This is a genomic window from Streptomyces sp. 15-116A, from assembly GCF_025290915.1.
Taxonomy (GTDB): domain Bacteria; phylum Actinomycetota; class Actinomycetes; order Streptomycetales; family Streptomycetaceae; genus Streptomyces.
This window is the reverse complement of record NZ_JAOCQE010000311.1, coordinates 1-6,739: the sequence shown is the minus strand read 5'-3', so window position 1 is coordinate 6,739 and position 6,739 is coordinate 1. Positions and strand designations below refer to the sequence as shown.

At 72.9% G+C, this 6,739-nt stretch carries 7 protein-coding genes; 5 read left to right on the top strand and 2 right to left on the bottom strand.

Features of this window, described 5'->3' with window-relative positions:
- Positions 1-789, top strand: a 789-nt coding sequence (locus N4P33_RS30710; protein WP_260830211.1) for a DUF4349 domain-containing protein, incomplete at its 5' end; no start/stop codon positions are given.
- A gap of 37 nt (positions 790-826) precedes the next feature.
- A complete protein-coding gene (locus N4P33_RS30705; RefSeq protein WP_260830210.1) occupies positions 827-2,224 on the top strand; it encodes an FAD-dependent oxidoreductase in 1,398 nt (465 codons plus the stop codon).
- Between the two features lie 82 nt (positions 2,225-2,306).
- Here N4P33_RS30705 and N4P33_RS30700 read toward each other — a convergent pair whose 3' ends face one another.
- Both N4P33_RS30700 and hemE read right to left on the bottom strand, forming a co-directional pair.
- Positions 2,307-2,636 carry a hypothetical protein gene (locus N4P33_RS30700; protein ID WP_260830209.1) on the bottom strand — a complete coding sequence of 110 codons (330 nt, stop codon included), beginning with the start codon at positions 2,634-2,636 and terminating at the stop codon, positions 2,307-2,309.
- Between the two features lie 104 nt (positions 2,637-2,740).
- On the bottom strand, positions 2,741-3,808 hold the full coding sequence (hemE, locus tag N4P33_RS30695) for a uroporphyrinogen decarboxylase (RefSeq protein WP_260830208.1): 1,068 nt from the start codon (positions 3,806-3,808) through the stop codon (positions 2,741-2,743).
- A gap of 147 nt (positions 3,809-3,955) precedes the next feature.
- Here hemE and N4P33_RS30690 point away from each other — a divergent pair, with 147 nt between their 5' ends.
- The 3 genes from N4P33_RS30690 to N4P33_RS30680 all read left to right on the top strand — a co-directional run.
- Complete coding sequence (locus N4P33_RS30690) at positions 3,956-4,630, top strand: DUF3000 domain-containing protein (protein WP_260830207.1); 675 nt, start codon at positions 3,956-3,958, stop codon at positions 4,628-4,630.
- 269 nt (positions 4,631-4,899) lie between these two features.
- Positions 4,900-5,562 carry a response regulator transcription factor gene (locus N4P33_RS30685; RefSeq protein ID WP_004923664.1) on the top strand — a complete coding sequence of 221 codons (663 nt, stop codon included), beginning with the start codon at positions 4,900-4,902 and terminating at the stop codon, positions 5,560-5,562.
- A gap of 170 nt (positions 5,563-5,732) precedes the next feature.
- Positions 5,733-6,739: ribonuclease D (locus N4P33_RS30680; RefSeq protein ID WP_260830206.1), on the top strand; the 1,007-nt coding region annotated here is incomplete at its 3' end.

Here is a 6,739-nt window from a genome sequence, read left to right as displayed (position 1 = left end):
CCGAAGGCCCCCACCGCCCCCACCGCCCACATCATCCGCACCGCCTCCCTGACGGTGCAGGTCAAGGACGCCCCGAAGGCGCTGGCCGAGGCTCGCACCACCACCGAGAACGCGGGCGGCTACGTGGGCAACGAGACCACCACCCGGGACTCGGACGGCCACGGCTACACGCGCGTGGTGCTGCGCGTGCCCGCCGAGAAGTACGAGGAAGTGCTCACCGAGCTGGAGGGCGCGGGCAAGCTCCTGGAGCGCGAGGCGAAGGCCGAGGACGTCACCGACCAGGTGGTCGACGTGGACAGCCGCATCAAGTCGCAGCGCGCCAGCGTCGCCCGCATCCGCGAGCTGATGGACCAGGCCACCAAGCTCAGCGACGTGGTCACCCTGGAGGGCGAACTGAGCACCCGCCAGGCCGACCTGGAGTCCCTGCTCGCCCAGCAGAAGTCCCTGAAGGACCGCACGAGCCTGGCCACGATCACGCTCTCCCTGTCCGAGAAGCCGGTGAAGGAGGCCGAGAAGGACGAGGACCCCGGTTTCCTGGACGCGCTCGCGGGCGGCTGGAACGCGTTCGTGACGATGCTGCGCTGGGTCGTGGTGGCCATCGGCGCGGTGCTGCCGTTCGCCGCGGTGACGGTCCTGCTGCTCCTGCTGTGGCTGAAGGTCGTACGTCCCCGGCTGCCGCGCCGCCCGGAGCCGGCGCCCGCGACGACCGCCCTGGGCCCGCTCCCGGCCCGGCCCGCCACACGGCCCGCGCCCCCGCAGGGCACCGACGGGGAGAACGACGGGAGCTGAGCGGGCCTGAAATGACCTGCCCCCGTAGCGTGTTCGCATGAACATGAGCGATGCGCGGGGTGCGAGGGAACGCCTGGTGGTGATCGGCGGTGACGCCGCGGGGATGTCCGCGGCGTCCCAGGCCCGCCGCCTCAAGGGGCCGGACGAGCTGGAGATCGTCGCCTTCGAACGCGGCCACTTCACCTCCTACTCGGCCTGCGGCATCCCGTACTGGGTGAGCGGTGACGTGCCCGAGCGGGACCGGCTGATCGCCCGCACCCCCGAGGAGCACCGCGCGCGGGACATCGACCTGCGCCTGCGCACCGAGGTCACGGAGATCGACGTCGACCGGCAGCGGGTACGCGCGCGTGACGTCGATTCCGGCGCCGAGTCCTGGACGTCGTACGACAAGCTCGTGATCGCGACCGGGGCCCGCCCGGTCCGCCCGGAGCTGCCCGGCGTGGACGCGCCCGGGGTGCACGGGGTGCAGACCCTGGACGACGGGCAGGCCCTGCTGGACACGCTGGCACGCACGCGTGGCCGCTGTGCGGTGGTCGTCGGCGCCGGGTACATCGGCGTGGAGATGGCCGAGGCGATGATCAAACGCGGCTACGAGGTGACGGCCGTCAACCGCGGCGAGGAGCCCATGGCCACCCTCGACCCAGACATGGGGCGCCTGGTGCGCGAGGCGATGGAGGGCATGGGCATCACCATGGTGAACGGCACGGAGGTCACCAAGCTCCTCACCGGCGACGACGGCCGGGTGCGCGCGGTCGGCACGGAGGACGCCGAGTTCCCGGCGGACGTGGTCGTCCTGGGCATCGGCGTACGCCCCGAGACGGCCCTCGCGCGTGCGGCGGGCCTTCCCCTCGGCAGCCACGGCGGACTGCTCACCGACCGGTCGATGCGCGTCCGGGGCCACGAGAACATCTGGGCCGGCGGTGACTGTGTCGAGGTGCTCGACCTGGTCTCCGGCCAGGAGCGGCACGTCCCGCTCGGCACCCACGCCAACAAGCACGGCCAGATCATCGGCGCGAACGCCGCCGGCGGTTACGCCACGTTCCCCGGCGTCGTCGGCACGGCCGTCAGCAAGGTCTGCGACCTGGAGATCGCCCGCACGGGCCTGCGCGAGAAGGACGCGCGCAGGGTGGGCCTCCAGTACGTCACCGCCACCATCGAGTCGACCAGCCGAGCGGGCTACTACCCGAACGCCTCCTCCATGACGGTGAAGATGCTGGCCGAACGCCGCACGGGCCGCCTCCTGGGCGTCCAGATCGTCGGCAGGGAGGGCGCGGGCAAGAGGGTCGACATCGCGGCCGTGGCCCTGACAGCAGCCATGACGGTCGACCAGATGACCGCCCTGGACCTGGGCTACGCCCCACCGTTCTCTCCCGTGTGGGACCCCATCCTGGTAGCAGCCCGCAGGGCATCAAGAGCAGTAGGACAACCCACCTAGGGGCGCGGGGCTGTGTCCATATATGCGGCTCCGCCGCGTGGGCGCGCTCAGCCACAGACAACCCGCACCCCGCGACGCAGCCTCAGCCGGCCCCATTGATCCGATCGATGGCCTGCCGAGCCTGCTCAGCCGGCGCCGCCGCCCGCGCAGGCAACGACGAGACCGACGCCGCCGAAGCCACCGCGGGAGGGGGTTGCTCTCCCGCCGGTTTCGCATGCGCCGCCGTCCGGGCCGAGCGCAAGCGGTGGCTCACCGCCTCGTCCAGCGTCACCGCCCGCTGCGTCTGCGCGGCCAGCCGCCCCGCCTCCTGTCCCAGCCGGGCCACGTCCTCCCACGGAAGCCGCACCACGAGCGTGAGCTCGGCCTCCCCGTCCGGCAGCGCCTGCACCGCAGGGGTCACTCGGTCGTTCATCGCCTGTTCCTCACGTCGGCCCCGCCGCCCCTTCCCCGAGCGGCGGGCGTTGCCGAGAGATACGCACGACCGCCCCGCTGCGTTCAGCGGTGCTGTATCCGAACTCAGCGGGCGGTCTGCGTGTGGACGTACTCGACGAGGTGGGTGAGCGCGTCCGGGTCGGTGGACGGCATGACGCCGTGGCCGAGGTTGAAGACGTGGCCTTCCAGGCCCGCCGCCGTCTCGAGCACCTCGCGGGTCTTCGTCTCCACGGCCTCGCGCCCGGCGAACAGCACGGTCGGGTCGAGGTTGCCCTGGAGTGCCTTGCCGGGGCCGACGCGGCGGGCGGCCTCGTCGAGCGGGACGCGCCAGTCGACGCCGACGACGTCCGCGCCGGCCTCGCCCATCAGGCCGAGCAGCTCACCGGTGCCGACACCGAAGTGGATGCGCGGGACGCCGTAGCCGGCCACGGCGTCGAAGACCTTCGCGGAGGCGGGCAGCACCGAGCGCCGGTAGTCGGCGGGGGCGAGCGCACCGGCCCAGGAGTCGAAGAGCTGGACGGCGGAGGCGCCGGCCTCGATCTGCACCTTCAGGAAGCCGGCCGTGATCTCGGCGAGGCGGTCGAGCAGGTCGGCCCAGAGCTCCGGGTCGCCGTACATCATCGCCTTGGCGTTCTCGTACGTGCGGGACGGTCCGCCCTCGACGAGGTAGCTCGCGAGGGTGAACGGGGCGCCCGCGAAGCCGATCAGCGGGGTGGAGCCGAGTTCGCGGGTGAGCAGGCCGATCGCCTCGGTGACGTAGGAGACGTCCTCGGGGGTCAGATCGCGCAGCCGGGCCAGGTCGGCGCGGGTGCGCACCGGCTGCTGGACGACCGGGCCGACGCCGGGCTTGATGTCGAGGTCGATGCCGATGGCCTTGAGGGGGACGACGATGTCGCTGAAGTAGATCGCCGCGTCCACGCCGTGCCGGCGCACCGGCTGGAGGGTGATCTCGGTGACGAGATCGGGTCGCATGCAGGACTCGAGCATGCCGATGCCCTCGCGCACCTTGCGGTACTCCGGCAGTGAGCGCCCGGCCTGCCGCATGAACCACACCGGGGTGTGCGGCACGGGCTCGCGCCTGCACGCCTTGAGGAAGGCGCTGTCGTACGTCGGGGTCGGCTGCTGGCCCGTCGGGCTTCCGTTGGCACTCACACCGGCAAGTCTCGCACGCCCTCCGCGCGCCACCGGACCGCAGGGCACCCCGGGTGCGCGGCGCACGCGGGACACGATCCGGACACCGCCGGGCGGCGCCTGTGTCCCTCCCTGCGCCGGGGCGCGGTTCCGCTTAATCTTCCCCGCATGGCTGCGGCTCAGGGACGACTGTCGGACGGCGCTGGCGGAATGGACGAGGCGAAGGACACCGGGGAGGAACCCGGTCAGGGGGGTGCGCCCCCGTTGCCCTTCCGGGCCGCGGTGGACGCGCTGCTCGGCGCGCGGCTGCGGCCGCAGATCGAGGTGGAGCCGACGAGTGCGCCGAAGCGGCTCGCGCCGTTCGCGTACGCGCTGGAGGCGGCGGTCGTCGACGGCGACCAGGATCTGGCCGACGGGCGGCTGGTGCTGCTGCACGATCCGGCCGGTCACGACGCCTGGCGGGGCACGTTCCGGCTGGTGACGCTGGTGCGGGCGGAGCTGGAGCCGGAGATGGCGGCGGATCCGCTGCTGCCGGACGTGTGCTGGTCGTGGCTGACCGGGGCGCTGGCCGCGCGGGGGCTGACGTACGGCGAGCCGAGCGGGACGGTGACGCGGGCGAGCTCGCACTACTTCGGCGGGCTGTCGGAGCGTCCTTCGGCCTCGCAGATCGAGATTCGTGCCTCGTGGACGCCCCGGGAGCAGCTGGGCGGGGTGCCGGACACGGCGTCGCATCTGGCGGCCTGGTGCGATCTGCTGGCGCAGGTGGCGGGGCTGCCGCCGGCCGGTCCGGGGGACGCGTCGGTGGTGACGCTGCCGCAGCGGCGGGGGCCCCAGTCGCGCTGATCGGGCGCAGGCGGGACCGCATGCCTCCGTTCGGGCGGATCACTTTGTCGATACGGCCACTTTCGGACGCGTTGCGAACCGTACCGAAACCGTTCGATCTTCGAATGATCGACCGCGTGTCCGAATTGCACGAATTGTTACTCACCGGATCGTGATCATTCTCTAAAGGACACCGGGTTTGCTGCCGAAGACGACTGTGACCTTGAAAGCACGGTTCGTCCCGGCTTCACCCCCACGAGCCGGCCCCGTCCCGCACCCCAGGAGGCCTGGTGTCCGTTCTCCTCGAGCAGCCCGCAAGCCTGGTCGCCTACCGCCCGAACAAGCCGACCGCCATGGTGGTCGTGGCCGACCCGCGTGTCCGCTCCACCGTCACCCGCCACCTGTGGGCGCTCGGTGTGCGCGATGTCATCGAGGCCTCGTCCGTCGCGGAGGCTCGTCCCCGCATCGGCAACCCCCGCGACATCTGCGTCGCCGAAGTCCATCTGCCGGACGGTTCCGGCCTCACCCTGCTGTCCGAGACCCGCGCCGCCGGCTGGCCCAACGGGCTCGCCCTGTCCGCCGCCGACGACATCGGCGCCGTACGCAACGCCCTGGCCGGCGGAGTCAAGGGCTACGTCGTCACCGGCACCCGCACCAACCTCGGGCTCCCCACCCGCCCGGGTGCCGCCCCCATCGGCGCCGCCGCCGCCCGTCTGCACCGCCGCCCCCCGGGCGCCCCGAGCCACCCGGGCGGCTACCGCGAACTGTCCGGCCGTGAGGTCGAGGTGCTGCGGCTGGTGGCGGAGGGCCAGTCGAACAAGGCGATCGGCGTCTCCATGGGCCTGTCCGCGCTGACCGTCAAGAGCCACCTCGCCCGCATCGCCCGCAAGCTCGGCACGGGCGACCGCGCAGGGATGGTGGCGGTGGCCCTGCGGACCGGCATCATCCACTGACCGCTTCCCCGCGCCCCTCGCTTCCCCCGCGCCCGCCGCTTCTCCCGGCTCCACCGCACCGCCGATCCCCTCCGCTCCCCCTGCCGACCTGACCGGAACACGCCCCTCCCCCGCCCGTCGACGGAACGTTCCGTCGGCGGGCGGCTTCGTGGCCCGGATACTCTTGACAGGTGACCGACGCCCACGACACCGCAGCAGACACATCACTGCGAACCACCGGAGGCGCTCCTCCGGACGACGACGGATCTTCTGCTACGGAGGCGCCGATCCCTTTGCTGGAGCCCCGTGACGGCATTCCGCCCGTGATCGCGGACGAGGCCGCCCTCGCCGAGGTGATCGCCGCCTTCGCCGCTGGCACCGGCCCCGTCGCCGTCGACGCGGAGCGCGCCTCCGGCTACCGCTACGGACAGCGCGCCTACCTGGTGCAGCTGCGCCGCGAGGGCGCCGGCACGGCGCTCGTCGACCCCGTCGCCTGCCCCGACCTGACCGGTCTGGGCGAGGCGCTGTCCGGGGTCGAGTGGGTGCTGCACGCCGCGACCCAGGACCTGCCCTGTCTGCGCGAGATAGGGATGGTGCCGACGCACCTCTTCGACACCGAGCTGGCCGGACGCCTCGCCGGGTTCCCCCGGGTCGGGCTCGGCGCGATGGTGGAGAACGTGCTGGGCTTCGTCCTGGAGAAGGGGCACTCCGCCGTCGACTGGTCCACCCGCCCGCTGCCCGAGCCCTGGCTGCGCTACGCCGCGCTCGACGTCGAGCTGCTCGTCGATCTGCGGGACGCGCTGGAGAAGGAGCTGGACCGGCAGGGCAAGCTGGAGTGGGCCCGGCAGGAGTTCGACGCGATCGCCTCCGCGCCGCCGCCCGAGCCGCGCAAGGACCCCTGGCGGCGCACCTCCGGCATGCACAAGGTGCGCCGGCGCCGGCAGATGGCCGTCGTGCGCGAGCTGTGGCTGACGCGGGACCGGATCGCCCAGCGCCGGGACGTCTCGCCGGGCAAGGTGCTCTCCGACGCCGCCATCGTCGAGGCGGCGCTCGCCATGCCGGCGAACGTGCAGGCGCTGGCCGCGCTGAACGGTTTCGGGCAGCGGGTGGGCCGCCGCCAGCTGGAGCAGTGGCAGGCGGCCGTCGACCGGGCGAGGGCGCTGAGCGAGTCCCGGCTGCCGCAGCCGGGGCAGGCGGT

Coding starts and splice junctions, on each gene's coding strand:
- N4P33_RS30705 (WP_260830210.1), top strand. CDS start 827: ATGAACATGAGCGATGCGCGGGGTGCGAGGGAACGCCTGGTGGTGATC.
- N4P33_RS30690 (WP_260830207.1), top strand. CDS start 3,956: ATGGCTGCGGCTCAGGGACGACTGTCGGACGGCGCTGGCGGAATGGAC.
- N4P33_RS30700 (WP_260830209.1), bottom strand. CDS start 2,636: ATGAACGACCGAGTGACCCCTGCGGTGCAGGCGCTGCCGGACGGGGAG.